The sequence below is a fragment of the Pseudomonas sp. 10S5 genome, from assembly GCF_035019745.1.
In the GTDB taxonomy this organism is placed as follows: domain Bacteria; phylum Pseudomonadota; class Gammaproteobacteria; order Pseudomonadales; family Pseudomonadaceae; genus Aquipseudomonas.
On the sequence record NZ_JASJVL010000009.1, the window covers coordinates 108387 to 131176 of the forward strand.

At 55.2% G+C, this 22790-nt stretch carries 21 protein-coding genes; 14 read left to right on the forward strand and 7 right to left on the reverse strand.

Annotation, left to right across the window (positions count from 1 at the left end; genetic code table 11):
• Position 1 precedes the first annotated feature (1 nt).
• The 8 genes from QN378_RS11925 to pdxJ all read left to right on the forward strand — a co-directional run bounded on the left by QN378_RS11925 (position 2) and on the right by pdxJ (position 7888).
• Positions 2 to 1378 (forward strand): DegQ family serine endoprotease, encoded by a 1377-nt coding sequence (locus QN378_RS11925; RefSeq protein ID WP_322206920.1) that lies wholly within the window; start codon positions 2 to 4, stop codon positions 1376 to 1378.
• A 190-nt stretch (positions 1379 to 1568) separates the two neighbouring features.
• Positions 1569 to 3368, forward strand: coding sequence for a translation elongation factor 4 (gene lepA, locus QN378_RS11930; RefSeq protein WP_322205211.1), 1800 nt, complete (start codon positions 1569 to 1571; stop codon positions 3366 to 3368).
• A 5-nt stretch (positions 3369 to 3373) separates the two neighbouring features.
• On the forward strand, positions 3374 to 4228 hold the full coding sequence (gene lepB / locus QN378_RS11935; protein ID WP_322205210.1) for a signal peptidase I: 855 nt from the start codon (positions 3374 to 3376) through the stop codon (positions 4226 to 4228).
• A 114-nt stretch (positions 4229 to 4342) separates the two neighbouring features.
• Positions 4343 to 4720 (forward strand): DUF4845 domain-containing protein, encoded by a 378-nt coding sequence (locus QN378_RS11940; RefSeq protein ID WP_322205209.1) that lies wholly within the window; start codon positions 4343 to 4345, stop codon positions 4718 to 4720.
• The gene (gene rnc, locus QN378_RS11945) at positions 4717 to 5406 is read left to right on the forward strand and encodes a ribonuclease III (protein ID WP_322205208.1); all 690 of its coding nucleotides are present in this window, start codon (positions 4717 to 4719) and stop codon (positions 5404 to 5406) included. Before QN378_RS11940 ends, rnc begins: the two co-directional genes overlap by 4 nt.
• Entirely contained in the window at positions 5399 to 6301 is a 903-nt protein-coding gene (era, locus tag QN378_RS11950; protein ID WP_322165866.1) for a GTPase Era, read from the forward strand. The genes rnc and era overlap by 8 nt, the downstream gene beginning before the upstream one ends.
• A gap of 106 nt (positions 6302 to 6407) precedes the next feature.
• The gene (gene recO, locus QN378_RS11955) at positions 6408 to 7091 is read left to right on the forward strand and encodes a DNA repair protein RecO (RefSeq protein ID WP_322205207.1); all 684 of its coding nucleotides are present in this window, start codon (positions 6408 to 6410) and stop codon (positions 7089 to 7091) included.
• A 50-nt stretch (positions 7092 to 7141) separates the two neighbouring features.
• Positions 7142 to 7888 (forward strand): pyridoxine 5'-phosphate synthase, encoded by a 747-nt coding sequence (gene pdxJ, locus QN378_RS11960; protein WP_322205206.1) that lies wholly within the window; start codon positions 7142 to 7144, stop codon positions 7886 to 7888.
• Between the two features lie 103 nt (positions 7889 to 7991).
• Here the strand turns inward: pdxJ and cmoB are convergent, their stop codons facing one another.
• The 4 genes from cmoB to lon all read right to left on the reverse strand — a co-directional run bounded on the left by cmoB (position 7992) and on the right by lon (position 12800).
• A complete protein-coding gene (cmoB, locus tag QN378_RS11965; RefSeq protein WP_322205205.1) occupies positions 7992 to 8963 on the reverse strand; it encodes a tRNA 5-methoxyuridine(34)/uridine 5-oxyacetic acid(34) synthase CmoB in 972 nt (323 codons plus the stop codon).
• Positions 8960 to 9703: a carboxy-S-adenosyl-L-methionine synthase CmoA gene (cmoA, locus tag QN378_RS11970; RefSeq protein WP_322205204.1), complete on the reverse strand. Its 744-nt coding sequence runs from the start codon at positions 9701 to 9703 to the stop codon at positions 8960 to 8962. Before cmoA ends, cmoB begins: the two co-directional genes overlap by 4 nt.
• A gap of 215 nt (positions 9704 to 9918) precedes the next feature.
• The gene (locus tag QN378_RS11975) at positions 9919 to 10308 is read right to left on the reverse strand and encodes a protease inhibitor I42 family protein (RefSeq protein WP_322205203.1); all 390 of its coding nucleotides are present in this window, start codon (positions 10306 to 10308) and stop codon (positions 9919 to 9921) included.
• Between the two features lie 101 nt (positions 10309 to 10409).
• Positions 10410 to 12800, reverse strand: a complete 2391-nt coding sequence (lon, locus tag QN378_RS11980; RefSeq protein WP_407074063.1) for an endopeptidase La — start codon at positions 12798 to 12800, stop codon at positions 10410 to 10412.
• Between the two features lie 292 nt (positions 12801 to 13092).
• Here lon and QN378_RS11985 point away from each other — a divergent pair, with 292 nt between their 5' ends.
• From QN378_RS11985 to QN378_RS12000, 4 genes are read left to right on the forward strand one after another with little or no spacing between them, the layout of a single operon-like run.
• Entirely contained in the window at positions 13093 to 13767 is a 675-nt protein-coding gene (locus QN378_RS11985) for a methylamine utilization protein (protein ID WP_322205201.1), read from the forward strand.
• Positions 13764 to 16118 carry a putative bifunctional diguanylate cyclase/phosphodiesterase gene (locus QN378_RS11990; protein ID WP_322205200.1) on the forward strand — a complete coding sequence of 785 codons (2355 nt, stop codon included), beginning with the start codon at positions 13764 to 13766 and terminating at the stop codon, positions 16116 to 16118. Before QN378_RS11985 ends, QN378_RS11990 begins: the two co-directional genes overlap by 4 nt.
• 3 nt (positions 16119 to 16121) lie before the next feature.
• Entirely contained in the window at positions 16122 to 16985 is an 864-nt protein-coding gene (locus QN378_RS11995; protein ID WP_322205199.1) for a DUF3034 family protein, read from the forward strand.
• Between the two features lies 1 nt (position 16986).
• A complete protein-coding gene (locus tag QN378_RS12000) occupies positions 16987 to 17406 on the forward strand; it encodes a group 1 truncated hemoglobin (RefSeq protein WP_322205198.1) in 420 nt (139 codons plus the stop codon).
• A gap of 148 nt (positions 17407 to 17554) precedes the next feature.
• Here the strand turns inward: QN378_RS12000 and QN378_RS12005 are convergent, their stop codons facing one another.
• On the reverse strand, positions 17555 to 19981 hold the full coding sequence (locus QN378_RS12005; RefSeq protein ID WP_323549552.1) for a glucose/quinate/shikimate family membrane-bound PQQ-dependent dehydrogenase: 2427 nt from the start codon (positions 19979 to 19981) through the stop codon (positions 17555 to 17557).
• Positions 19982 to 20394: 413 nt separating this feature from the next.
• On the opposite strand from QN378_RS12005, the gene QN378_RS12010 reads away from it, so the two are divergent.
• Together QN378_RS12010 and QN378_RS12015 are read left to right on the forward strand one after the other, a co-directional pair.
• The gene (locus QN378_RS12010) at positions 20395 to 20619 is read left to right on the forward strand and encodes a VF530 family protein (protein ID WP_322205196.1); all 225 of its coding nucleotides are present in this window, start codon (positions 20395 to 20397) and stop codon (positions 20617 to 20619) included.
• Between the two features lie 41 nt (positions 20620 to 20660).
• Positions 20661 to 21326, forward strand: a complete 666-nt coding sequence (locus QN378_RS12015; RefSeq protein WP_322206919.1) for a Pr6Pr family membrane protein — start codon at positions 20661 to 20663, stop codon at positions 21324 to 21326.
• Positions 21327 to 21384: 58 nt separating this feature from the next.
• Here QN378_RS12015 and QN378_RS12020 read toward each other — a convergent pair whose 3' ends face one another.
• Positions 21385 to 22182 (reverse strand): siderophore-interacting protein, encoded by a 798-nt coding sequence (locus QN378_RS12020; protein WP_322205195.1) that lies wholly within the window; start codon positions 22180 to 22182, stop codon positions 21385 to 21387.
• The gene (locus QN378_RS12025) at positions 22179 to 22766 is read right to left on the reverse strand and encodes a PadR family transcriptional regulator (protein ID WP_323549555.1); all 588 of its coding nucleotides are present in this window, start codon (positions 22764 to 22766) and stop codon (positions 22179 to 22181) included. Before QN378_RS12025 ends, QN378_RS12020 begins: the two co-directional genes overlap by 4 nt.
• Between the last annotated feature and the right edge of the window lie 24 nt (positions 22767 to 22790).

Genomic DNA, 22790 nt, shown 5'->3' on the forward strand with positions numbered 1-22790 from the left:
GATGTTCAGTCAAGTGGCCATTGCCCAGGCAGAGGCTTTACCTGACTTTACCGGTTTGGTCGAGCAAGCTTCGCCTGCTGTCGTAAACATCAGTACGCGGCAAAAAATGCCTGAACGGTCCGTTGCAAGTGGTCAAATGCCCGACCTGGATGGCCTCCCGCCACAACTTCGAGAGTTCTTCGAACGCAGTATTCCCAAAGGTCAACGCACCCCTAAAGGTGATCGTCAGCGCGAGGCTCAATCTCTGGGCTCTGGCTTCATCATCTCATCCGACGGATACGTGCTGACCAATAACCACGTAATTGAAGGCGCGGACGAAATTATCGTGCGTTTGTCTGATCGCAGCGAGCTCAAAGCAAAATTAGTCGGTACCGACCCACGCACCGACGTTGCGGTGCTGAAAATTGATGGCAAGGATCTGCCCATCGTCAAAATTGGTGATTCAGACAAACTTAAAGTCGGTGAGTGGGTGTTGGCGATAGGTTCGCCGTTCGGCTTCGATCACTCTGTAACCAAAGGCATTGTTAGCGCCAAGGGCCGCAGTCTGCCTAATGACACCTATGTGCCATTCATTCAGACCGACGTCGCCATCAATCCGGGTAACTCCGGTGGCCCGCTGTTCAACATGGCCGGCGAAGTGGTCGGAATCAACTCGCAGATTTTCACCCGCTCCGGTGGATTCATGGGCCTATCCTTCGCAATTCCAATCGATGTCGCCATGGACGTTGCCAATCAACTGAAATCGGGTGGTAAGGTCAATCGCGGCTGGTTAGGCGTGGTGATTCAGGAAGTCAACAAAGACCTCGCTGAGTCCTTCGGTCTGGACAAGCCTGCCGGTGCACTGGTGGCGCAGGTGCTGGACAACGGTCCTGCGGCCAAAGGTGGTGTTCAGGTTGGTGACGTGATTCTCAGTGCCAATGGTCAGCCCATTGTCATGTCCGCCGACCTTCCACATCTGGTCGGCAACATGAAGGATGGCAGTAAAGCCGATCTTGAAGTGATTCGCGACGGCAAGCGTCAAACCCTGAGCGTTACCATTGGCGCACTTCCGGACGAAGGCCAGGAAATGGGAGTTCCTGGGGACGGTGTCGAGCGCAGCAGTAATCGTCTCGGTGTTTCGGTGGTTGAATTGACCGCTGAACAGAAAAAGAATTTCGATCTGAAGGGCGGTGTGGTGATCAAAGAAGTGCAGGAAGGTCCTGCGTCTTTAATTGGTCTGCAGCCGGGCGATGTGATTACCCACTTGAACAATCAGGCGATCACGTCAGCCAAAAATTTCACTGAGGTTGCTAAAGACCTGCCGAAGAATCGTTCTGTGTCCATGCGTGTCTTGCGCCAGGGCCGTGCGAGCTTTATTACATTCAAACTGGCTGAATAACTGACACATGCTTAGTAAAGGGCGGTAATCACCGCCCTTTTTTGTTTCCGTCATTCAGGGAATGCGATTGTCAGGGCTGATACCGATCGTTGCTTGCCTTACGAACGTGACGCCCCAGCCTTCCATCAGGTACAATTCCCGGCTATTTTTCGGCGGGCAGTCTGCCTGCAACCTTTTTGAGTGTTGACCCGTGAGTGATTTGAGTCATATCCGCAATTTCTCCATCATCGCCCACATTGACCATGGCAAGTCGACGCTGGCAGACCGCTTCATTCAAATGTGTGGCGGCTTGTCCGAGCGCGAAATGGAAGCTCAGGTCCTCGATTCCATGGATTTGGAGCGCGAGCGCGGCATCACCATCAAGGCTCACAGCGTTACCCTTTACTACAAGGCGCTGGACGGCAAAACCTATCAGTTGAACTTCATCGATACCCCAGGCCACGTTGACTTCACCTATGAAGTCAGCCGTTCGCTGGCTGCCTGCGAAGGCGCGCTGCTGGTTGTCGATGCGGGTCAAGGGGTTGAAGCCCAGTCTGTCGCCAACTGCTACACCGCCATCGAGCAGGGCCTTGAGGTCATGCCGGTGTTGAACAAGATCGATTTACCGCAGGCTGACCCTGATCGCGTCAAGGAAGAAATCGAGAAAATTATCGGCATTGATGCCACTGACGCAGTTGCCTGCTCGGCCAAAACCGGTCTCGGCGTCGATGAAGTACTGGAGCGTCTGGTTCACACCATCCCTGCTCCGACCGGCGATATCGATGCGCCGCTGCAAGCGTTGATCATCGATTCATGGTTCGACAACTACCTTGGCGTTGTGTCGCTGGTGCGCGTGCGCAACGGACGTGTACGCAAGGGTGACAAGATTCTGGTCAAGTCCACCGGAAAAATGCACTTGGTGGACAGCGTGGGCGTGTTTTCGCCCAAGCATACACAGACCGTTGATCTGAAAGCTGGCGAAGTAGGTTTCATCATCGCCGGCATCAAAGACATTCACGGGGCTCCCGTTGGTGACACGCTGACCCTGAGCACCACGCCTGATGTTGATGTGTTGCCCGGCTTCAAGCGTGTCCAACCGCAGGTGTATGCGGGTCTGTTTCCGGTCAGCTCTGACGATTTCGAAGACTTCCGCGAAGCGCTGCAAAAGCTCACGCTGAACGACTCTTCCCTGCAGTACGCGCCGGAAGCCTCCGACGCGCTTGGTTTCGGATTTCGTTGCGGCTTCCTTGGCATGCTCCACATGGAGATCATCCAGGAGCGTCTTGAACGCGAATACGATTTGGACCTGATCACGACCGCGCCAACAGTAATTTTCGAATTGCTGTTGAAAACGGGGGAAACGATTCTTGTCGATAACCCGTCAAAGCTTCCGGATCAGTCCACAATTGAAGACATGCGCGAACCCATTGTGCGTGCCAACATTCTTGTGCCCCAAGAGCACCTAGGCAACGTCATTACGCTGTGCATCGAAAAACGTGGCGTGCAACACGACATGTTATTCCTGGGCACTCAAGTACAAGTGACCTACGACCTGCCAATGAACGAAGTGGTTCTGGACTTCTTCGACCGTCTCAAGTCTGTAAGCCGCGGTTATGCGTCTTTGGACTACCATTTCAACCGTTACCAATCTGCAAACCTGGTCAAGCTTGATGTGTTGATTAATGGTGAGAAAGTCGACGCGTTGGCATTGATCGTGCACCGCGATAACGCGAACTTCAAAGGTCGCGCGCTAACCGAAAAGATGAAAGAACTGATTCCGCGGCAGATGTTCGATGTTGCAATCCAGGCCGCCATTGGCGGGCAGGTTGTGGCGCGTACAACGGTCAAGGCGCTCAGAAAGAACGTACTGGCCAAATGTTACGGTGGCGACGTCAGCCGTAAGCGTAAACTGCTCGAGAAGCAGAAGGCCGGTAAAAAACGCATGAAGCAGGTCGGTAATGTGGAAATTCCACAGGAAGCCTTCCTTGCAGTGCTCAGGTTGGATAGTTAGGTCCTATGTCACTAAATTTCCCGCTGTTGTTGGTCATCGCCGTTTTCGTATGCGGTTTGCTCGCTTTGCTCGATCTGGCCATTTTGGCGCCACGTCGGCGTATCGCGATAACGACTTATCAGGGCAGCGTCAGCCAGCCGGATCTCGCCATCGTAGAGCGGCTAAACAAAGAACCGTTGTTGGTTGAATACGGCAAATCATTCTTTCCAGTTCTATTCATCGTGCTGATTTTGCGCTCCTTTCTGGTAGAGCCTTTTCAGATTCCTTCGGGGTCGATGAAGCCAACACTGGACGTGGGTGATTTCATCCTGGTGAATAAGTTTTCCTACGGCATTCGCTTGCCTGTACTGGATCAGAAAGTGATCCAGATAGGTAACCCGCAGCGCGGCGATGTCATGGTGTTTCGTTACCCTAGCGACCCGAGCGTTAATTACATCAAGCGGGTAGTGGGTTTGCCTGGTGATCGAATTCGCTATACCAACGACAAGCGCCTGTTCATCAATGGTGAGTTGGTCGCTAAACAGTTGATCGGCTCTGAACCGGGCACGTTAGGTAGCGCAGAGCTTTATCAAGAGAAACTGGGTGAAGTCGAGCATCAGATTCGCCAGGAAATGAGTCGTTACCGTGCGCCACCTGATCATGAGTGGACCGTGCCTGCGGCGCACTATTTCATGATGGGTGACAACCGTGACAACTCCAATGACAGCCGTTTTTGGGACGATCCCAATATTCCCAAGGATGAGTTGGGCATGGTTCCCGACAAGAATATTGTGGGTAAAGCCTTTGCTGTCTGGATGAGCTGGCCTGAGCCGAAACTTAGTCATTTCCCGAATATCTCTCGGGTCGGCTTGATCAAGTAAGTAAATACGGCGCTGTTTCACAACAGCGCCGTATGTCATTTGGGCTGGCCTGAAACGCCGGCAGCGGCATAACAACCTTGCTTGCAATTAGAGCAGCTACGCTTGAGGTCGAATATGACATCCGCCGTTTCGCAAAAGGGTTTGTCGTTCTTTGGTTGGTTGCTGACATTGGCGCTGGTCGCTTTTGTGGCGAGCACGGCGTTCAAGGTGATTCCGCATTACCTCGACTATATGTCATTGAAGAATATTATTAGCTCGGTCGATACCGACAAAACGCTGGAAATTACGACGATCAGCGATTTTTACAGCCATGTCAGAAAGGGCATGGAGGTCAACAGCATTCGGGATTTGGATTTGAACAAGGCGTTAAGTGTGACGGTGCAGAACAATCAGTTCCTCGCCCATTTAAAATATGAGAATCGCGAACCCCTGATCGAGAATATTGATCTGGTGATAAAGTTCGATCACGAATTCAGTGTGGCAAAACCGTGAGCGTATCCTTGAGTCGCTTGGAGCGTCAGCTCGGCTACACCTTCAAGGATCAGGAACTGATGATCCTTGCCCTGACACACCGGAGTTTTGCCGGCCGTAACAACGAGCGTCTGGAGTTCCTCGGTGACGCTATTTTGAACTTTGTCGCCGGGGAAGCTTTGTTCGACCGCTTCCCTCTGGCGCGAGAGGGCCAGTTATCGCGGCTTCGGGCGCGCTTGGTAAAGGGTGAAACCCTGGCATTGCTGGCCCGTGGTTTCGACTTGGGCGAGTATCTGCGCTTGGGTTCCGGCGAATTGAAAAGCGGGGGGTTCCGTCGCGAATCAATTTTGGCCGACGCCTTAGAAGCGTTGATCGGTGCAATCTATCTGGACGCGGGCATGGACATGGCGCGTGAGCGTGTACTGGCCTGGCTAACCACCGAGTTCGACAGCCTGACCCTGGTTGATACCAACAAAGATCCAAAAACCCGCCTACAAGAGTTTTTGCAATCGCGCGCCTGTGACCTCCCACGTTACGAAGTGGTGGATATTCAGGGCGAACCGCACTGCCGACTGTTTTTTGTCGAGTGTGAGATCAACTTATTGAATGAAAAAAGCCGGGGTCAGGGTGTTAGTCGTCGCATTGCCGAGCAGGTAGCCGCGGCCGCAGCACTCATTGCCCTTGGTGTGGAGAACGGCCATGACTGATTCAACCGCAACTCGCTGTGGCTATGTTGCCATTGTTGGCCGCCCCAACGTGGGCAAGTCCACGCTGCTGAACCACATTCTCGGCCAAAAGCTGGCGATTACTTCACGCAAGCCGCAGACCACCCGTCACAACATGCTCGGCATCAAGACCGAAGGCCCGATTCAAGCGGTCTACGTCGATACACCCGGCATGCACAAAAATGGCGAGAAAGCGCTAAACCGCTACATGAACAAAACCGCTTCGGCCGCCTTGAAAGACGTCGACGTGGTGATTTTCGTGGTCGACCGTACCCGTTGGACCGACGAAGACCAGATGGTCCTGGAACGCATTCAGTACGTACAAGGTCCGGTCATCCTGGCGATTAACAAAACGGATCGTCTCGAAGACAAAGCTGCGTTGATGCCGCATCTGGAATGGCTACAAGGCCAATTGCCTAACGCGCAGATCGTGCCGATTTCCGCGCAACAGGGCCACAACCTTGAAGCACTGGAAGGGTTGATCGCTTCTCACTTGCCGGAAAACGATCACTTTTTCCCGGAAGATCAAATTACCGACCGCAGCAGCCGTTTCCTGGCGGCTGAACTGGTCCGTGAAAAGATCATGCGTCAGCTGGGTGCCGAACTGCCGTATCAAATCACGGTGGAAATCGAGCAATTCAAGCAGCAAGGCAAAACCTTGCATATCCACGCTTTGATTCTGGTAGAGCGTGATGGGCAGAAAAAAATCATCATTGGTGATAAGGGCGAGCGGATCAAGCGTATCGGTACCGACGCCCGCCGTGACATGGAGCTGCTGTTCGACTCCAAAGTCATGCTCAATCTGTGGGTCAAGGTCAAAGGCGGCTGGTCCGACGACGAACGCGCCTTGCGTTCGTTGGGTTACGCCGACCTTTAAGCCGAACGGCGGGTGCGGGGTCGCCTTGTCGATCCGGCACCGGGCTTGGCTCAACCGGTTATCCGTTACGCTTCCCATTGCTGCGATCTGCGAGCCTGCCTGAACGATGAGCACGCCAACCGGCCAACTTGCTTATGTGCTGCACAGCCGGGCGTACCGCGAAAGCAGCGCATTGGTTGACTTCCTCACGCCTCAAGGCTTGTTGCGCGCCGTCTTGCGCAGTGCACGCGGTAAGGCGGGCACCTTGGCCCGGCCGTTCGTACCGCTCGAAGTCGAGTTCCGTGGTCGTGGTGAGCTCAAGAATGTCGGGCGCATGGAGAGCTCTGGCCTTTCGACCTGGCTTATTGGCGAGGCACTTTTCAGTGGCCTTTACCTGAACGAACTGCTAATTCGGCTATTACCCCCTGAAGTCCCACATCCGGCTGTTTTCAACCACTATGGCGCTACTTTATTGGCATTGGCTGAAGGTCGGCCGCTGGAACCCTTGTTGCGCTCTTTCGAATGGCGCTTGCTCGATGATCTCGGTTACGGCTTTGATCTACACGCTGACATCAACGGTGAGCCTGTGGCAGCAGATGGCATGTACCGCTTACAAGTGGATGCCGGGCTGGAGCGCGTTTGGTTGTTGCAGCCCGGCGTGTTTCAGGGAGTAGAGTTGTTGGCGATGGCTGAGGCGGACTGGAACGCACCGGGCGCGCTGGCCGCAGCCAAACGCCTGATGCGCCAGGCACTCGCTGTACATTTGGGTGGGCGGCCACTGGTTAGCCGTGAATTGTTTCGTAAGCCGTGAGCAGGCTTTATGCTGCCTTGTTTTTTTGATCAACCTGACAGGAGAGATCCGTGACCCAAAGCACTCGCATTCTTCTTGGCGTGAACATCGACCACGTAGCCACCCTGCGACAGGCCCGTGGCACGCGTTACCCCGATCCGGTAAAGGCCGCGCTGGATGCCGAAGAGGCAGGAGCTGATGGCATAACTGTACATTTGCGCGAAGATCGCCGTCACATCCAGGAGCGCGACGTGCTGTTGCTCAAAGATGTGCTGCAAACACGCATGAACTTCGAGATGGGCATCACCGAAGAGATGCTCGCGTTTGCCGAGCGCCTTCGTCCGGCAAATATTTGTCTAGTTCCAGAGACGCGCCAGGAGCTGACCACGGAAGGCGGTTTAGATGTCGCGGGGCAAGAAGCGCGAATCAAGTCTGCTGTCGATCGCCTGACGAAAGTCGGTTGCGAAGTGTCTTTATTCATTGACCCTGACGAGCGGCAGATAGCGGCGTCCAAACGCATTGGCGCACCGACTATTGAATTGCATACAGGCCGTTACGCTGATGCGCAGACCCCTAGCGACGTTGTAGACGAACTGCAGCGCATAGCAGATAGCGTAGCGTTCGGGCTGGCTCAAGGCCTGATCGTCAATGCCGGTCACGGTTTGCATTACCACAACGTTGAAGCAGTTGCGGCGATCAGAGGCATCAACGAGCTGAACATCGGCCATGCGCTGGTGGCTCACGCATTATTTGTGGGTTTCAAATCGGCGGTGGCGCAGATGAAAGCGCTGATAGTGGCAGCGGCTGCCAAGGGCTGATCAGCTAGACCACATGGGTCTTATTCGCGAAAAAAATTCGCTCCCACGCCACTTTCTGTCCGGGAGCGAATTCATTGGCGAAGGTTTATTCCGAACCCAGGCCTTACGGCTTACGCGCCACAATTACGGCCCGCATCGGCGCAGGCAAGCCTTCTACCGTGCGGCTGTGGTCACCCGGGTCCAGATAGTCGCTTAACGACTGAAAACGCATCCACTCAGTCCCGCGCTGCTCCTCGACAGTGGTTGTACTGACATCGACACAATGCACGTCAACAAACCCTGCGCGCCGCAACCATAATTCCAGCGCGGGCACCGATGGCAAAAACCAGACATTGCGCATTTGTGCGTAGCGGTCTTCAGGCACCAGTACTTTCTGAACGTCGCCTTCCACCACCAAGGTCTCCATTACCAACTCGCCGCCTTTGACCAAACAGTCTTTCAGCGCCAGCAGATGATCAATCGGCGATCGCCGGTGGTAGAGCACGCCCATGGAAAATACAGTGTCGAAGCCTTCCAGGTTGGCCGGCAGGTCTTCTAGGGTAAACGGCAGGTGCCAGGCAGGCAGGTCGGGTAAAAAACGCTGCATGGCCTGGAACTGGCAGAAAAACAGCCAATTTGGATCAATCCCGATCACGCTGTCAGCCCCGGCACCCAGCATGCGCCACTGGTAATAGCCGTTACCGCACCCAACGTCCAAAACCCGCTTGCCTTTCAAGTCCAGGTGCGGCGACACCCTCGACCACTTCCAGTCGGAGCGCCATTCGGTGTCGATGTGCACGCCGAATACATCGAACGGCCCTTTGCGCCACGGTGACAAGCCCATTAGCGCGGTGCGCAGTTGTGCGCGGGTGTCAGCATCGCAGTCGTCAGTCTTATCAAGAGCAAGCGTGAAACTTTCAGTCAGGTCGACGCGTGTCGGCTTCAGCGACGGCAAGGCATCCAGCGCGCCTTGCCAGCGCTCAAGATCGCCATGACTTTTAGTCATCTTGGTATCGAGTTGCGTTTGCAGGCCATTTGCCCACTCAGCCAAGGGAGTGCCTGCCAAACGGCGGACTAGTGGAGCGAGATCAATCATGGCAGGGCAATCAAAGAGGCAAAGTTAAGGCATTGGAACCACGGCACCACTTTGGAAAACCCGGCCGCCAGCAGGCGATCCCGGTGCTCTTCAAGACTGTCGGGCTTCATCACGTTTTCGATGGCGCTGCGCTTCTGCGCAATTTCCAGTTCGCTGTAGCCGTTGGCGCGTTTGAACGCGATGTGCAGATCGGTGAGTAGAGCGTGTTCTTGATCATCGTTAAACCGCAGTTTTTCCGAAAGGATCAGCGCGCCGCCTGGAACCAGTGATTGGCGGACCCGGCTGAGCAAGGCTTGGCGTTGCGCGGGGGCGACGAATTGCAACGTAAAATTCAATGCCACCACCGAAGCTGGTTGAAATTCCAAAGCAAGAATATCGCCTTCGATGACCTCAACCGGCAACAGCTCTTGAAACATCGAATCCTGTGCTTTGAGGTATTCACGGCATCGGTTGATCATGGCCGCCGAATTGTCCACAGCGATCACCCGACAACCTTCGCTGCGTACATGGCGGCGCAACGACTGAGTAACCGCGCCAAGGGAGCTGCCCAAGTCGTACAACACGCTGTTTGGCTGGGCGAACTGCGCTGCGAGCACACCGAGATTTTCGACAATCGTGGGATAACCGGGCACCGAACGCTTGATCATGTCAGGAAAAACACGCACCACGTCTTCGTTAAAGGCGAAGTCCTGCACCTGGGCCAGTGGCTGGGCGAAAATGCGGTCGGGTTCTTTACTCACGGCGATTCCAGCGAGGAGGTTAAAAAGGCCGGCATTTTAGCGAAGTTAGTCACAGGATGCGACGTCGCACTGTCGCCAAGCAAACTTGTGGCTTTTAGGAGCAAGCTGCCGAAGGCTGCCATGCTCTGCATGACTTCAGTGGTTTAAGAGCGCAACCGGTACTCAACCGAGTCGCAGGCCTCGGCAACTTTCAAAGAAATCAGGCTTATTGGAAGTTAATTAACTGTAATAGCGCACTCAAATGTCTTTACGGGTGCGACTTCAGGTGCCCAAGGCTGTTGATAAACCATCATCAAGCGCCCGGCTCCGGCATTGGCTGCTTGATAACGCCATGCCGACTGGCCCGCAGTACCCACCACTCCGGCATTTTCCGGGTTGCTGTAAACCTCTGGACCCAAGCTACGCAATACACCGGGTGCGGGGTTTTGCACCGCCCAGCGATAGCCGGTTTCGGGTGTGCTAGGCAGGGTTAGGAGTAAGGTTTGTCCTGATTTCAACTTCAGCGGACAATCACTTTGCTTATCAAGGCTAACGATTTGACGGGGTTGTTGCACGCAAGCAGCAAGCAGGGCGAGGCTCAGGGGGACGAGCAGGCGGGCAGTCATGGAGGCTCCAGTCGTATGCAACGAACACAAAGCATAGCCTTTCTCGCCAACAAGTTGGACTGGATCTGTAGGAGTCAACTTGTTGGCGAAGCGATTAACCCTTAAAACAATATCTTCGCCACATCGGCAAAGCGCTTGGCAAAGTGCACGGTAATACCTTCCTTAAGGTAGTCCGGCAGCTCGTCGAAGTTGCCACGATTGGGTTCCGGCAGGATTAATTCGTGGATCTTTTGCCGACGTGCGGCGATGACTTTCTCACGTACCCCGCCAATCGGCAGTACATGCCCAGTCAGCGTCAGTTCTCCCGTCATAGCCACCCCCCTTTTAGGCGCCTGGTTGCGCGCCAACGAAAGCAGCGCGCTGGCCATGGTTACGCCAGCGCTCGGGCCGTCTTTCGGTGTCGCGCCCTCGGGCACGTGTAAATGCACAAATGCCTCATCAAAGAATCGTGGATCACCGCCGAATTGCGCAAGGTTGGCGCTGACGTAGCTGTAAGCGATTTCCGCAGACTCTTTCATCACATCGCCCAACTGCCCGGTGAGTTTGAAACCGCGATTGAGCGTGTGGATACGGGTGGCTTCGATAGGCAAAGTTGCGCCGCCCATGCTGGTCCAGGCCAAGCCGGTGATGACGCCAGTACCGGATAGCACTTGTTCGTTACGGAAGACCACCGTCCCCAGCGATGCTTCGAGGTCTTTGGGTCCGAGTTTGATCACCAGGTTCGGGCTGTCGATCAGCTTGACCACCGCTTTGCGCACCAGTTTGCCAAGTTGTTTTTCCAACTGCCGAACGCCAGCTTCTCGTGCGTAGCCGTCGATGACCTGACGCAACGCGCTGTCGCTGATGCTCAGGCTGGTTTTCGACACGCCGGCTTTTGCCAATTGCTTTGGCCACAAGTGACGTTTGGCGATGGCGAGCTTTTCTTCAGTGATGTAGCCCGATAGGCGAATCACTTCCATCCGGTCCAATAGCGGGCCGGGAATCGAATCCAGGGTGTTGGCGGTGCAGACGAACAGCACCTTCGACAGGTCCAGACGCAAATCCAGGTAGTGATCGAGGAATTCGACGTTTTGTTCTGGATCGAGGGTTTCCAGCAGCGCTGAGGCCGGGTCGCCTTGGTAGCTTTGGCCCATTTTGTCGATCTCGTCGAGCATTATCACCGGGTTCATGACTTCGACTTCTTTCAGCGCTTGGACCAACTTGCCCGGCTGCGCGCCGATGTAAGTTCGACGGTGACCTTTGATTTCTGCTTCGTCGCGCATGCCGCCGACGCTGAAACGATAGAACGGGCGCCCCAGTGATTCTGCAATCGAGCGGCCGACGCTGGTTTTGCCGACCCCGGGGGGGCCAACCAGCAACACAATTGAGCCGCTGATCTCGCCTTTGTAAGCGCCTACCGCAAGGAATTCGAGAATGCGACTCTTGATGTCATCCAGCCCGGCATGGTGCTGGTCGAGTACCTTGCGCGCATGCTTGAGGTCCAGCTTGTCTTTACCGTAAACACCCCATGGCACCGAACTGGCCCAGTCAAGGTAATTGCGCGTGACCGCATATTCTGGTGAGCCGGTTTCGAGGATCGAGAGTTTGCTCATCTCTTCGTCGATGCGCTTGCGGGCCTGCGGCGGCAATGTTTTGCCTTCCAGTCGCTGTTCAAACTGTTCGATGTCGGCGCTGCGGTCGTCTTTGCTTAAGCCCAGCTCTTGCTGAATGACTTTTAGTTGTTCCTTAAGAAAGAACTCGCGTTGATGTTCGCCGATCTTACGATTCACTTCGGCGGAAATTTCTTTTTGCAGTCGCGCCACTTCGACTTCTTTGCGCAGCATTGGCAGGACTTTTTCCATGCGCTTGAGCATGGGCACGCAATCGAGCACTTGTTGTAACTCAACCCCGGTGGCCGAGGTCAGTGCGGCGGCGAAATCGGTGAGCGGCGAAGGGTCGTTGGGGCTGAAGCGGTTCAGGTAGTTTTTTAATTCTTCGCTGTATAGCGGGTTCAGCGGCAACAATTCCTTGATCGCATTGATCAGGGCCATGCCATACGCCTTAACTTCGTCAGTCGCTTCGACGGACGTCTGCGGGTATTCAACCTCAACCAGGTACGGTGGGCGATGGTGTTTGAGCCAGGTTCGGATGCGGACGCGGTTTAGCCCTTGAGCCACGAACTGCAACTTGCCATTCTCGCGACTGGCATGATGGACCTTCACCAGAGTCCCGTATTCGGGCAAGGCTTGGGTATCGAAATGGCGGGTATCGTCAGCTGGCGCGTCCATGAAAAACAGGGCCAGGGAATGATGGTCAGACTTGCTGACCAGCTCAAGGGTCTCGGCCCAAGGCTCTTCGTTGACTATCACCGGCAATACTTGGGCCGGAAAGAATGGTCGGTTGTGAATCGGAATGATGTATACCTTGTCAGGAAGACTTTGTCCCGGCAAAGCCAAACTGGTGCTGGTGGAGCCTGAAGCTACTTCGTGTTCTGCATTAACGTCATCTGACACAGTCGCTGAGTCGTTTTGCTGGTCGCTCATGGGGCACCTGCATTATTGGATATGCTGTTTAAATGGGGCACGCCATAGCAGGTTTCAATGGCCTGATAAAATTGATTCACTAGGCTTAGGTTGCTGTCTGAAATGCCGATACGATTAAGACGGCTCGACGACAGTAGTAGCTAAATGCCTTTTTAAAAGCGTGACCTTCTCAATGCATGTCACTAATCTGTCCTGCTAGTTCTTTCGTTGCCAATGCAGGCGTACAGTTAATCGGCTTTGTAGCTACGGAATGGATACAGGTATGCCTCGCGTTTTTTCTACAGTTGTCCTGGTGATGTATTCGGTCATTTTCACGATGGGCGCGTCCGCCGCCAATTTCGATGCAGATATCGTGGACCAGAGTGGCAAGCCGTTGCACTTTGCAGTGCTGACGCTGCAGGGTCCATCAGGCAACCTGGCGCTGGCACTTAAAGCCGATATGGACCAACGCGACCAGCAATTCGAACCGCATGTGCTAGCCGTCCATTCCGGCACGCAAGTCGCCTTTCCCAACAGCGATAACGTCCGCCATCAAGTGTATTCGTTCTCCCCTGCCAAACGTTTTGAACTAAGGCTATACGGAGGAACGCCCTCATTACCGGTGCTGTTCGACAAACCGGGTGTGGTGGTGCTGGGCTGCAATATTCACGACTCTATGCTGGGCTACATTTATGTCACTGACGATCCATGGTTTGCCGTGAGCGGTGGTGACGGTGCGATTAAATTCGACCAACTGCCTGCTGGGCATTACAAAGTAACGCTCTGGCATCCTGATTCGCCCGATATGCAATCAACATCGGGTGGCGAGATCGACGTCCCGGTCAAAGGGTTGCGCCAACGATTCACGCTGACGGTACAACCCAAAGACACGGGTACGGACCGCCCCCCGGCGTCGAGTGCCTTTGGCGACGCCTTTAATAAGGCCGCACATGAATGAACCTTCGCAGTAGTTTTCAGGCGCGCATCGCTTGCGTATTGATCCTGTTAATGCTGGTGGTGATTGGCGCCGTGTATTTTGCGGTCAAGGTGGCCACCGATAATGCGGTGCGGATTCAGGCCGAAGAACAGTTGGAAGTGGGTACCCGCGTATTCCAGAGTTTGCTGGATATACGTGGCCGACAATTGCGCGATGGCGTGCAATTGGTGGCAGCAGATTTCGGTTTTCGGGACGCTGTAGCCAGCGGCGATTCAGCGACCATCCGCTCGGTCCTGCTTAATCATGGCGCACGGATCAACGCCAGTGACATGTTCCTGCTGAGCATGGATGGCAAAGTCTTGGCTAGCACCGTGGATCAGATCCCTGAAGGCAGCCAGTTCCGTTTTGACGAGGCGTTGCGCCAAATTCGCAACAGTCCCTCGGCACTGATCGTGCCGCTAGATGGCAAGCCGCATCTCTTGGTGGAAAGTACTGTTCTAGCGCCGTTGCCCATTGGCCGGGTGGTGATGGGCTTTGCAATTGACATCGATTTTGCCCAAGAACTGCGCTCTCTAAGCGGTCTGGAAGTTTCGTTTCTTGCCGTTGATAGTCAGCAATCAGGGCAAATGGTCAGCACCCAGCCCGATTCACTTTATAGCAGCCTCAACAGCGTGATGCTCGACACGTCTCAAGGTCGGCAAATGCACCTGACCCAGCATATGAATCAACGCTTTCTCAGTCAGTCGCTGGCCTTGGTCAATTCAGGTAATCCTGAAGACGGACAAGTGATCGCCCTGCTGCAAAGTCCGGTGGATCGGGCCATGCAAGCGTTCGCTTCGCTAGACGAAAAAATTATCTGGATCGCCCTCGCTGCCCTATTGGCGTCGCTGGCCGGAGCTCTGCTACTGGCGCGCAACGTTTCATTACCGGTGCGTGCATTGGCGCAAGCGGCAGAACGCATTGGTGAAGGCGATTATCAAACGCCGCTGGTTCTCGAGCGCAGCGATGAATTAGGTCGACTCGCGAGTGCTTTTAACTTGATGCAAAGCGGCATCGCTGAGCGCGAACAGCAACTGGCACACAACGCCCTTCACGATACTCTCACCGGCTTGCCTAACCGAGCATTGGCCATGGAGCGTCTGGGCAGTTCGATTGCTGCTGAGCGGCCAGTGGCGTTGCTGTATCTAGATATTGTCAACTTCAGGGCGATCAATGAAAGCATCGGCGCTGAAGGTGTTGATCATATGCTGCAAGGAGTGAGTGCTCGGGTGCAGGCAGTTCTACGTCCTGGCGACACAGTGGCGAGACTCACTGCCAATGAGTTTTTGCTGTTGCTGGAAAATACCAGCAGTGATGGCGCCGTCGCTATGGCCGACAAATTGCAGCAACTCTTGCTTAAGCCCCAGCGGATAGGAAGTCATGACTTGTCGCTGGATTGCTGTGTGGGTATTGCGGTATATCCAGCCGACGGTGCCGCGCCGCAGGAGTTGCTCAGCCGAGCTGCCATTGCACGACAAGATGCCGCCCTTCTGCCGGGTCGTTTGCAAATCTATCAACAGGGGCGCGATGTGGCCCACCAACGCCAGATCAGCCTGATTCGCGATTTGCGTCATGCAGCGGCCAATAACGAGTTGGTTTTGCATTACCAGCCCAAGCTGGACATCCGTCAGGGGCGGGTGCGCCAGGCCGAAGCACTGTTACGTTGGCAGCATCCCCAATTCGGTTTGGTTTCTCCGCTGGAGTTTATCGTTCTTGCCGAGCGCACTGGCAGCATTCATTTGTTGACCCATTGGGTCATTGAAGAAGTCATGCGCCAGTGGGCTCAATGGAACCGCCGCGGCTTGCAGGTGCAGATATCCCTGAACATTTCAGCAGACGATTTGCTCAGCGACGAACTCGTCGGGCGTGTGTCGGCTTTGCTTCACCAGTACCAGGTTCCGGCCGATCAATTGATCTTTGAAATCACCGAAAGCGCCGTCATGCGCGAACCCGAACACGCATTGAAAGTGCTGCACCTTTTGCGTGAATGTGGCATCAGCCTGTCGGTAGATGACTTCGGCACGGGCTATTCGTCATTGGCGCACCTCAAGCGTCTACCGGTGCAGGAACTCAAAATAGATCAGTCGTTTGTCCGTGACCTGGACGAGACCAGTGAAGACGCGGTCATCGTCCGCTCGACCATTGAGATGAGTCATAACCTGGGGCTCAAAGTGGTGGCCGAAGGCGTCGAGTATGAACGCAGCCTGCGCCTCCTTGAACGTTGGCACTGCGACACTGCTCAGGGTTACCTGATCAGTCGTCCGCTGACCGCCGCGGCGTTTGAGGTGTGGATTGCACAGCCGTTAAGTCCACTAAGCCTGATGGTGCACTGATTTATGGGTTGTCGTCTGTGCTTGGTGTTAAGCGGTTTGGCCATTTTGTTCTGTACGAGCGCCGAAGGTGATCAAGGTCGGTTGATTGCCACCGGGGGTGCCAGCAGCATCGAGGGCGCCGCTGGCGGAGGGGTCACGCCGTGGGCGGTTTTGGCCGGGTACGGCGAGGCGGGCGAGTGGGGCAGTTCTGTGTTCGCCACCCATATTGACTTGCCGGACTACGCCCTGGATGTGGCAGGCATGGCTGTAGCGTTTGATAACCGCGTCGAGATGTCGTACGCGCACCAGCGGTTGGACATTGGGTCGCTGGCGGGCAAGTTGCATCTTCCCCGAGACAGCTTGAGCCAAGACATTTTTGGGCTAAAAGTGCGGTTGTTCGGGGACGTTATTTACGATGACCTGCCACAAGTCTCGTTGGGCCTGGAATACAAACATCAAGACGACTTTTTAGTTTCGCAACTGGCGGGCGCCAGACGTGCATCCGACGTCGAGGGTTATTTGACGGCGAGCCGTATGTTCATTGGTGCGGCGTTTGGTTACAACCTGCTGCTCAATGGTGGTGTGCGTTACAGTCGCGCTAACGAGTTGGGGTTGCTTGGTTTTGGCGGAGACCTTAATGACACCCGCAGCTTACTCAAGGAAGGCTCGGTCGCCGTGCTATTTAACCCACACTGGGCGATGGGCATGGAATACCGCGAGAAGCCGGACAACCTGTCGTTCTCCGGTGAGAGCGACTGGAAAGATTTGTTCGTTGGTTATTTTCCGAACAAGCACCTGTCGTTCGTGTTGGCCTATGCGCGGCTGGGCGAGATCGCCACCTTGAAGAGTCAGAACGGCACGTATTTGTCCGTGCAAGGAAGTTTTTAACATGCGTCTGCTGTTGGGGTTTTTGATTGCCGTGCTGGCTGGTTGTGCGCAAACGCCGTCGCACGATGACAGTCTTTACCTCGCCCTTGGTCAGCGTGCCGGGCTTCAACGCATCGTAGAAGGCATGTTGCTGAACATTGCTCGAGACCCGCGCATCGTCGAGCATTTCAAGCGAGTCGATGTGGTCCGTCTGCGCGATAAATTGGTTGAGAAGTTCTGCGAGGAAGCCGGCGGCCCTTGTCGCTACACCGGCGATAGCATGGCTGAAGTCCATAAAGGCCAGCACTTGACCCGCAGCGATTTCAACGCCTTGGTTGAAGATCTGATCGATGCCATGGACACTCAGCACATTCCGGTACCCACCCAAAATCGCTTAATCGCCAAGCTGGCGCCGTTGCGTGGCGAAGTTATTGAGAAGTGACACCGCAGGCGAATCTTTTTCGGCAGGCGCAGCAGACAGATTCCGGATCAACTTCCTATTTCGGCGAAAGTACAGCGGTCGAACTGAATTCGTCAAAAAAAGGCGGCTACCTGCTGGTAGTCGCCTTCTTATTGACCGCTAGAACGCATCAATTTGGCAGTTTGAACGCCAAAATGTAATCGCCTTGTTTAGTTCCTAACGAGCCATGACCACCGGCCATGACCAGCACGTATTGCTTGCCGTCCTTGCCGGTGTAGGTCATCGGTGTGGTCTGACCGCCGGCTGGTAGGCGACCTTCCCACAGTTGCTTGCCGTTACGAACGTCATACGCACGCAAGTACTGGTCAAGGGTTGCGCTAAGGAACGCTACGCCACTTTTGGTGATGAAGGTGCCGCCCAAACTGGGTACGCCCAAGGTCAGTGGAATCGGAATTGGCGAGCTATCACGCACGGTACCGTTCTTGTGTTTCCAGATTGTGGTGTGGTTGGTCAGGTCCACAGCAGCCACATAACCCCATGCTGGCGCTTGGCATGGCAAACCCAATGGCGACAGCATTGCTTGGAGGATCACGCCATACGGCGCGCCGGTGTTGGGCTGCACACCTTCGGTTTCACTTTTCCGGCCTGGCCCCCCCGCAATGTCCGCTGCCGGGACCAACCGTGATGTGAAGGCCATGTAGTCCGGATTGACAAAGGCTATCTGACGGACTGGGTCGACCGAAATACCGCCCCAGTCGAACACGCCAAAGTTACCCGGATAAACGATCGAGCCTTGCAGTGATGGCGGGGTGAAGGGGCCGTCATAGCGCATTGACTTAAAATCAATTCGGCACAGCATTTGGTCAAACGGTGTCACGCCCCACATGTCGCGCTCTTTCAGCGGTGGAGGCATGAAGTTCAGGTCCGACTTGGGTTGAGTCGGTGAAGTATGATCGCTAGCCACTGCGCCCTGTGGGACCGGAATTTCATTGATAGGCACGACTGGTTGACCGCTAGTCCGGTCAAGTACATAGATACTGCCTTGCTTGGTCGACGCGAGTACCGCTTGCTTCATGCCGCCAGCTGTCTTGATGTCCATCAGTGTTGGCTGGCCACCAACGTCCATGTCCCACAGATCGTGGTGCGTGAACTGGAAGGTCCAGCGAACATGACCGGTTTTGATATCCAGCGCGGTCAAGCCTGCGCTGAATATCTCTGATTCAGGGGTACGATTGCCGCCCCATTGGTCAGGCATCTGGTTGCCCATTGGCAGATAGAGCATGCCGAGCTTTTCATCGACTGCGAACATTGACCACATGTTGGGCGAGTTGCGGGTGTAGGTTTTGCCTGGTGCAATTGGGGTAGTGTCGTTCGGATTGCCGCTGTCCCAGTTCCACACCAGGCGACCGGTGTGGACGTCGAACGCACGAATAACGCCGGAAGGCTCGTCCGTGGAGACGTTGTCAGTCACGTGACCACCGATCACCACCAAGTTCTGCGTCACAGCGGGTGGCGATGTGGAGTAGTAACCCCCTGGGGCGAAGGTGCCAATGTTAGCGCCTAAGTCAATGGAGCCTTTGTCGCCGAAGTCTTCGCACAGTTTGCCGGTGTCGGCATTTAATGCAATCAGACGGGTGTCAGCCGTTGGCAAAAATAGACGACGAGGGCACGAACTTATAGTGGCGGCGACAGCTGCTGCTGCCTTCGGACTTTGTGCCGGAGCCGTTGCAGTCGTGTAAGCGGCGTCATCGTGATAGGCCACGCCACGGCAAGTCATGTGCGCCCAACCTTTGAAGTTGGCCGCTTTTTGCGTACTAATCTTCGGATCGAAACGCCACAACTCCTTGCCGGTATCCGGGTCAAGCGCGATTACCATGCTGTGCGGCGTGCAGACGTACAACATGCCGTTGACCTTCAGCGGGGTGTTCTCAGCGGTGGTCTCACCTGGATCGTTGGGCCCAGGAATATCCCCGGTCCGGTCAGTCCAGGCTGGTACCAGCTTGCTCGCGTTTTCCGGGGTGATTTGCGCCAGAGGTGAGTAGCGGTCACCGAACGCAGTGCGACCGTAGGACTGCCAGTCGCCGTCGGGCATGGCCGGCGCGGCGCTGGTAGTGCCTGCGGTTTCACGGTCCAGTTGACCTTTGATTTCACCTGGGTTGGTGAATTGGCTGGCCAGCGCGGCCAGGCCTGCAAGGATCACCGCCAGGCTCAGTGCCCGGGTGCCTGTCGCTGAAGGCTGCTGCCCACGCTCAAGCAATGGACGGCGAAACCAGGGCAACAGCAGCACAACACCCATAGCGAACCACAGTGCCAGGCGTGGGACCAATTGCCACCAATCCAGGCCCACTTCCCATAATGACCACAATGTACTGGCGAACAGTACCAGTGCGTACAAGCCCAATGCAGAGCGACGCCCCATCATCAGCAGCACGCCGGTAATGGCAATGCCGATACCTGCTATCAGGTAATACAGAGAACCGCCCAACTGGGTCAGTTTTATACCGCCCGCCAACATGGCCAAGCCCATTAGCAGGAACACCAGCCCTAGCAATGTCGGTAACAACCGGTTTCTGCTTAAAGCACCATCAGTGCTCATAGTGTGTTTCTCCATGAAAATTAAGGGTCGCCGCTGCATTTGATATTGCTTTGCTTACGAACTTGGCTCAGTCAGATTCGCTCTAGTAAAAACCGCCGATTTGAATCGCTCGGGAACACGGCACCTTGATCAGGATTCTCGGGGGGTTTGTTCATAGGCATCGCAAGGTGCGCAGAGTTCAGGTTGGCCCTGAATGGCAGCTCCTTGAAGCGTATTAATTGATTACTCACCGTTGATGAGTTAGAGATCTCATCTTGGGAGAAAAATCAGGGATGTGGTAACGGGCTGGTTCAGTGGCAGTGGTAAACGGCGCAGGGCACATTTGTCGCTTTGCGCAGCCTAAGCCCTCAGCTAAGGTGCGCACCTAAGGGACGCAGTCCCGTCCATATTAAAGGTCAGGTCGAAGGTTCCGCATGATGACATCCAACAGTAATCCCCTGCATGGCGTAACGCTTGAGCAGATTCTTACCGCGCTGGTTGCCCATTACGAATGGTCAGGATTGGCTGAAAAAATTGATATCCGCTGCTTTAAAAGTGACCCAAGCATTAAGTCGAGCCTGACATTTCTGCGCAAAACTCCTTGGGCGCGCGAAAAAGTCGAAGGTTTGTACCTAAAATTGCAACGCAGCAAGGGCTAAGTGCTCGTGCTTGGTGTTACCCGAATTCAAGGACAACCATGATACTCAGTCAACATACTCAGATGGCGCGAGGGCCGCGGCGTTACACCCTCATCGCCGCCATTCTGGGCTGGTCGGCGTTGGCCCTTCAGCTCTACTTGGTCTTGTTCGCTCGCTGGGTTGACCAAGCCAGCCTATCGGCCGGAGTGGTACGTTTTTTCAGTTTTTTCACCGTCACTACCAACACGTTGGTAGCGACCGTATTGACCTGCGCAATCACCTCCAGGGGCTCATGCGCTCATCGATTTTTTCGCACGCCTTGGGTCAGCAGCGGCGTCGCTGCGAACATCGTATTGGTAAGCATCGCGTATAACCTGTTGCTACGCCCTTTATGGCAACCCCACGGTTTGCAGCGGGTTGCCGATGAGTTACTGCACGACATCCTGCCGGTTCTGTTTCTGTTTTATTGGTGGGTTTACGTTCCAAAAGGGACACTGCGCATAAAGCATGTGCTGCTTTGGGTCATCTATCCGCTGGCGTATTTTGCCTATGCCTTGCTTCGCGGCTATTTGATCAGCGACTACATGTACCCGTTTATTGATGTCAGCAGCTTGGGTTATCCACAGACGTTTTTTAACGCGCTGGGGGTGTTGGTGGGCTTTCTGCTTATTTCAGGTGTGTTGCTGGCGGTTGATAGATTGAAAGGCCGAATGCAGACCCACCGGTAGAGCCAAAGTGTTGGGAGGGGGCGAACCTCTCGCCAACACGTAAATTTTTATCGTGCGTTCACTCATCCTCACCTTCCACCCGCCAGTACCCCGACGTCTTCACCAGCGCTTCACTGAGACCAAACTCGTTCAGCAACACCCGCCGGATTTTGCGGGACAAGGCCGCTTCGGTGGCGACCCAGGCGTACAGTTCGCCCTCTGGCATTTCCAGCCTGCGAACGACATCCACCAGGTTTTGCTCGCTGCGAACCACCCAAATCACGTCGACCTGCGCAACGCTGTTGAATGCCTGCTGTTCAGCCGGGTCTTCGATTTCCATGACGACCAACGCTGCACGGTTAGCCGGCAGGCTTTCTACGCGACGGGCGATGGCCGGCAGTGCGGTTTCATCGCCGATCAACAAGTAGCTGTCGAAGATATCCGGCACGATCATCGAGCCACGCGGGCCAGCGATGTGCAGAAACTGTCCTGGTGCCGCCTGGGTTGCCCAGGTAGCTGCAGGGCCTTCGCCGTGTAGCACAAAATCAATGTCCAGTTCGCCAGCCTTCGGGTCGTAACGGCGAGGCGTGTAATCGCGCATGGTGGGACGCGGGCCGTCATCGGACGCTCCGGGAACAAAGGTATCGAGCGTTGCCTGTTCCTCCGGGGTTTGGGCGAAGATTAATTTCACATGATCATCAGTGCCCAAGCTGATGAAACCCTCGAGTTGCGGACCGCTAAAGGTCACGCGGCGCATCCGGGGCGTCAGGTCAAAGACCCGGATGACTTCCAGTTTGCGCCGTTTGATGTCATGACTGACACGGTGAATACCTTGCGGCTGCGCGGCTTGTGAAGCAAGCGATGTTTGTGAATTCATTGAGACTTCTCCGAGGTGTCCAGCGGGCCATCGACAATGGCTTTGGCGGTGTTGTTCAGCAGGTCGCGTACCCGCAGGATTTCTTCCGCGCTCCAGCGTCCGTGATGCAGTTGCAGCGCGTGCCGAAGGTTATGCACAGCCTCGTGTATTTCCGGTGGCCGGTCATGACCACGCAGCGAGCGTTTGCTAACGTCGATGCGCATTCGCACGCCGTCCAGGGCAATGGCCTGATCAGCCAATGATTGGCGGCCTGCCTCGGTCACGGTGTAGTGCTTCTTGCCGGCAATGGCGTCCCCGAGGATTAACTCGCTTTCCTCAAGAAACGTTAGTGTCGGATAAATCACACCGGGGCTGGGGCTGTAGGCGCCGTCGAACATGCCTTCGATCTGACGGATCAGGTCGTAGCCATGGCACGGTTGCTCCGCGATCAATGCCAACAGCAATAATTTAAGGTCGCCAGGGGCGAAGACGCGAGGGCCACGGCCGCCGCGTTCGCGTCCTGGGCGTTTTTCGAAACCATCTCGGCCATCACCATGTTCGCGGTGCTGGAAATGGTGGTGGGGGTGATCACCTGGGTCTCTCATTTTTTCTGTCTCTTGCATCAGTTA

What these genes read in the sequence shown, in the direction of transcription:
- QN378_RS12025 (WP_323549555.1), bottom strand. Translation starts at nt 22,766, where the DNA reads ATGAGAGACCCAGGTGATCACCCCCACCACCATTTCCAGCACCGCGAA.
- QN378_RS11995 (WP_322205199.1), top strand. Translation starts at nt 16,122, where the DNA reads ATGGGTTGTCGTCTGTGCTTGGTGTTAAGCGGTTTGGCCATTTTGTTC.
- cmoB (WP_322205205.1), bottom strand. Translation starts at nt 8,963, where the DNA reads ATGATTGATCTCGCTCCACTAGTCCGCCGTTTGGCAGGCACTCCCTTG.
- QN378_RS11940 (WP_322205209.1), top strand. Translation starts at nt 4,343, where the DNA reads ATGACATCCGCCGTTTCGCAAAAGGGTTTGTCGTTCTTTGGTTGGTTG.
- QN378_RS12020 (WP_322205195.1), bottom strand. Translation starts at nt 22,182, where the DNA reads ATGAATTCACAAACATCGCTTGCTTCACAAGCCGCGCAGCCGCAAGGT.
- QN378_RS12005 (WP_323549552.1), bottom strand. Translation starts at nt 19,981, where the DNA reads ATGAGCACTGATGGTGCTTTAAGCAGAAACCGGTTGTTACCGACATTG.
- QN378_RS11985 (WP_322205201.1), top strand. Translation starts at nt 13,093, where the DNA reads ATGCCTCGCGTTTTTTCTACAGTTGTCCTGGTGATGTATTCGGTCATT.
- QN378_RS11990 (WP_322205200.1), top strand. Translation starts at nt 13,764, where the DNA reads ATGAACCTTCGCAGTAGTTTTCAGGCGCGCATCGCTTGCGTATTGATC.
- QN378_RS12010 (WP_322205196.1), top strand. Translation starts at nt 20,395, where the DNA reads ATGATGACATCCAACAGTAATCCCCTGCATGGCGTAACGCTTGAGCAG.
- lepB (WP_322205210.1), top strand. Translation starts at nt 3,374, where the DNA reads ATGTCACTAAATTTCCCGCTGTTGTTGGTCATCGCCGTTTTCGTATGC.
- QN378_RS12000 (WP_322205198.1), top strand. Translation starts at nt 16,987, where the DNA reads ATGCGTCTGCTGTTGGGGTTTTTGATTGCCGTGCTGGCTGGTTGTGCG.
- recO (WP_322205207.1), top strand. Translation starts at nt 6,408, where the DNA reads ATGAGCACGCCAACCGGCCAACTTGCTTATGTGCTGCACAGCCGGGCG.
- QN378_RS11975 (WP_322205203.1), bottom strand. Translation starts at nt 10,308, where the DNA reads ATGACTGCCCGCCTGCTCGTCCCCCTGAGCCTCGCCCTGCTTGCTGCT.
- QN378_RS11925 (WP_322206920.1), top strand. Translation starts at nt 2, where the DNA reads ATGTTCAGTCAAGTGGCCATTGCCCAGGCAGAGGCTTTACCTGACTTT.
- era (WP_322165866.1), top strand. Translation starts at nt 5,399, where the DNA reads ATGACTGATTCAACCGCAACTCGCTGTGGCTATGTTGCCATTGTTGGC.